Origin of the sequence: Bradyrhizobium sp., assembly GCF_049691595.1 — a bacterium.
Classification (GTDB): Bacteria; Pseudomonadota; Alphaproteobacteria; order Rhizobiales; family Xanthobacteraceae; genus Bradyrhizobium.
This window is the reverse complement of sequence record NZ_JBAVNZ010000218.1, coordinates 1-3,468: the sequence shown is the minus strand read 5'-3', so window position 1 is coordinate 3,468 and position 3,468 is coordinate 1. Positions and strand designations below refer to the sequence as shown.

Here is a 3,468-nt window from a genome sequence, read left to right as displayed (position 1 = left end):
TCAAGCCGGCAGCGACGGTGACAAGACGAATTCGTCGCCGGGGAGATCACGGCATAAGCCGTAAAGCCATTGCGCAGGGAATGCCGGAGTGTTTCCGCTGAACCTGTATGCTCGTGTGCGCATTCTTCGCACAATCTTGCACACGAGACCGCGGGTGCAGCGCGCACCCGGCATTCCCTGCTCCCTCTCATCGAGGGACAGCGTTCATGCGAATCTCGGGTGCGCCGCACCGCGAGAACGAACGCGCATCTTTTGAAAGTTGGACCGGAACCGTACCCTACCACGTCATTCCGGGCCTGCGCCAAGCGGCGCACCCCGGAATGACGAGAGCTAAGAATTATGCCCCATCATCCGCCGCTCCCGCGGATGGACAGGATGTCGCACTTTGCGATGCAGCAAAATCAGCAAAGGGGCCCCTGCTAACGGGCAATGGCGTTCCGGCCGGCTTCTCTGTATTGGTGCGGCTGGCATGCAAAACTTCGGAGCCGGTTGTCCGCGCTCCGCAAAATTGCGCAGGAGGAAACATGCGTAAGTTGATTTTGGCGGCTGCGTCGATCGCAACCCTCGCCATGGTCGGCCCCGCCGCAGCGGCGGACGATCCGATCGTCATAAAATTCAGCCACGTCGTGACGACCAACACCCCGAAGGGCCTGGCGGCCGAAAGATTCAAGGAACTGGCGGAGAAATACACCGGCGGCAAGGTCAAGGTCGAAATCTATCCGAACTCGCAGCTCTACAAGGACAAGGAAGAGCTGGAAGCGCTGCAACTCGGCGCGGTGCAAATGCTCGCGCCGTCGAATTCGAAATTCGGGCCGATCGGCGTCAAGGAATTCGAGGTGTTCGATCTACCCTACATCCTTCCCGATCTGGCGACCTTGCGCAAGGTCACCGACGGACCGCTCGGCGCAAAACTTCTCAAGCTGCTCGATGCCAAGGGCATGACCGGGCTTGCCTACTGGGACAACGGTTTCAAGGAGATGAGCGCCAACAGGAAACTGATCGCGCCCGCGGACTACAAGGGCGTCAAGTTCCGCATCCAGTCGTCCAAGGTGCTGGAGGCGCAGTTCCGCACGCTCGGCTCGATCCCGCAGGTGATGGGTTTTGGCGAAGTGTATCAGGCGCTTCAGACCGGCGTGGTCGACGGTCAGGAGAACACCTGGTCGAACATGTATACCCAGAAGATGCATGAGGTGCAGAAGTACATCACCCAGACCAACCACGGCTACATCGGCTATGTCGTGGTGACCAACAAGAAGTTCTGGGACGGCCTGCCGGCGGATGTTCGCGCCCAATGCGAAAAGGCCATGAAGGAAGCGACCGCTTACGGCAACGGCCAGTCGGCCAAGGAAAACGGCGATGCACTCGCCGAGATCAAGAAGAGCGGCAAGAGCGAGATCATCACGCTGACGCCGGAGCAGGACGCGGCCATGCGCAAGGCGATGGAGCCCGTCTACAAGGACGTGGCCGCGCGGGTCGGCCAGCCGCTGATCGACGAGTTCCTCAAGGAGACGCGGGGCGCGACCAACTGATGGGAGTTCGGGGCTTCCGTGCTCTGGCACGGAAGCCCTTTTGTTGTCCTGGGGGACTGCGGCCGCGAGGGCCGTGGACGGATTGCGAAGGTCGAGCCGTCAGGCAAGGCTGACCTTCAAGGGGGAAACAGGTGTTGCTTCGCATCCTCGACCGGCTTGAGGAAATACTTATCGCGTCGCTGATGGCGGCGGCGACCTTCATCATATTTCTGGCGGTGATGCACCGCTATCTCGTGGCGATCCCGCTGCTGTACCCGCTGCTGTTTCCCATCAACCTGTCCTGGGCGCAGGAATTGTGCATCTACATGTTCGTGTGGGTGGCGAAATTCGGCGCCGCCTATGGCGTGCGCACCGGCATCCATGTCGGGGTCGACGTTCTCGTCAATCAGCTCAAGTCGCCGTGGCGCAACGCGGTGGTCCTGTTCGGGCTGTTCTGCGGCGCGTTTTTTACCGCGGTGATCGGCACCATGGGCGCAAAATTCGTCTACGGGCTGATGCATACCGATCAGGTCTCGCCCGACCTCGAGATCCCGAGCTGGATCGTCTATCTCTGCATCCCGCTCGGCTCGTACCTGATGTGCTTCCGCTTTCTCCAGGTCGCGTACGGCTATTGGCGCACCGGCGAATTGCCGCATCACGATCACGCCCATGTCGAGGGCGTCGAGGTGGAAGGGCCGGGCATCGGCGTGGCGGAGGTCACCCGATGAGCAGTCTCATCATCTTTACGCTGCTGATCGCGCTGATGCTGACGGGCATGCCGATCTCGATCGCGCTCGGCATGACGGTTTTGACCTTCATCTACACCATGACCAATGTGCCGACCGAGTCGGTGGCGCTGAAACTGTTCACCGGGATCGACAATTTCGAGATCATGGCGATCCCGTTCTTCATTCTGGCCGGCAACTTTCTCACCCATGGCGGCGTCGCGCGCCGCATGATCAATTTTGCGACCTCGATGGTCGGGCACTGGTATGGCGGCCTTGGCCTTGCCGGCGTGATGGCCTGCGCGCTGTTTGCGGCGGTGTCGGGATCCTCGCCGGCAACCGTGATCGCGATCGGGTCGATCATGCTGCCGGCGATGGTCAAGCAGGGTTTTCCGAAACGCTTCGGCGCCGGCGTCATCACCACCTCCGGCGCGCTCGGCATCCTGATCCCGCCCTCGATCGTGATGGTGATCTATTGCGTTGCGACCGGCGGCAGCCTCGCGCTCGATCCGGCCGGCCACCGGGTGTCGTCGGCCTCGGTCGGGCAGATGTTCATCGCCGGCGTCATCCCTGGCCTGATGCTGGCGACGCTGCTCGGATTGACGACGTTCTACCGCGCCTGGAAAAACGACTATCCGCGGCTGCCGCGCGCGAGCTGGGCGGAGCGCTTCGTCGCGTTCCGCAAATGCGTCTGGGGATTGCTGCTGATCCTGATCGTGCTGGGCGGCATCTATGCCGGCCTGTTCACGCCGACGGAAGCCGCCGCGGTCAGCGCGGTCTACGCCTTCGTCATCGCCGTGTTCGTCTATCGCGACATGTCGCTGAAGGACGTGCCGAGGGTGCTGCTCGGCTCCGCCAACATGAGCGCGATGATCCTCTACATCATCACCAACGCGGTGCTGTTCTCGTTCCTGATGGCGAATGAAAACATTCCGCAGCAGATCGCCGCATGGATCACCTCGATCGGCGTCGACTGGATCATCTTCCTGCTGATCGTCAACGTGCTGTTGCTGATCGCGGGCAACGTGATGGAGGCGTCGTCGATCGTGCTGATCATGGCGCCGATCCTGTTTCCGGTCGCGGTCAAGCTCGGCATCCATCCGGTGCATCTCGGCATCCTGATGGTGGTCAACATGGAGGTCGGCATGTGCCATCCGCCGGTCGGCCTCAACCTCTATGTCGCCTCCGGCATCGCCAGGATGGGCATCACGGAGCTGACGGTCGCGGTGTGGCCG

3 protein-coding genes are annotated in these 3,468 nt (G+C 61.6%); all 3 read left to right on the top strand.

The genetic code is table 11. The features are described 5' to 3' along the window. Positions 1-524 precede the first annotated feature (524 nt). Positions 525-1,529, top strand: coding sequence for a TRAP transporter substrate-binding protein (locus WCE35_RS09850; RefSeq protein WP_424593153.1), 1,005 nt, complete (start codon positions 525-527; stop codon positions 1,527-1,529). 131 nt (positions 1,530-1,660) lie between these two features. Continuing rightward, positions 1,661-2,236 (top strand): TRAP transporter small permease, encoded by a 576-nt coding sequence (locus tag WCE35_RS09845; protein ID WP_424593152.1) that lies wholly within the window; start codon positions 1,661-1,663, stop codon positions 2,234-2,236. Beyond that, positions 2,233-3,468 (top strand): TRAP transporter large permease (locus WCE35_RS09840; RefSeq protein WP_424593151.1); only part of this gene is annotated, 1,236 nt, incomplete at its 3' end. The genes WCE35_RS09845 and WCE35_RS09840, both read left to right, overlap by 4 nt.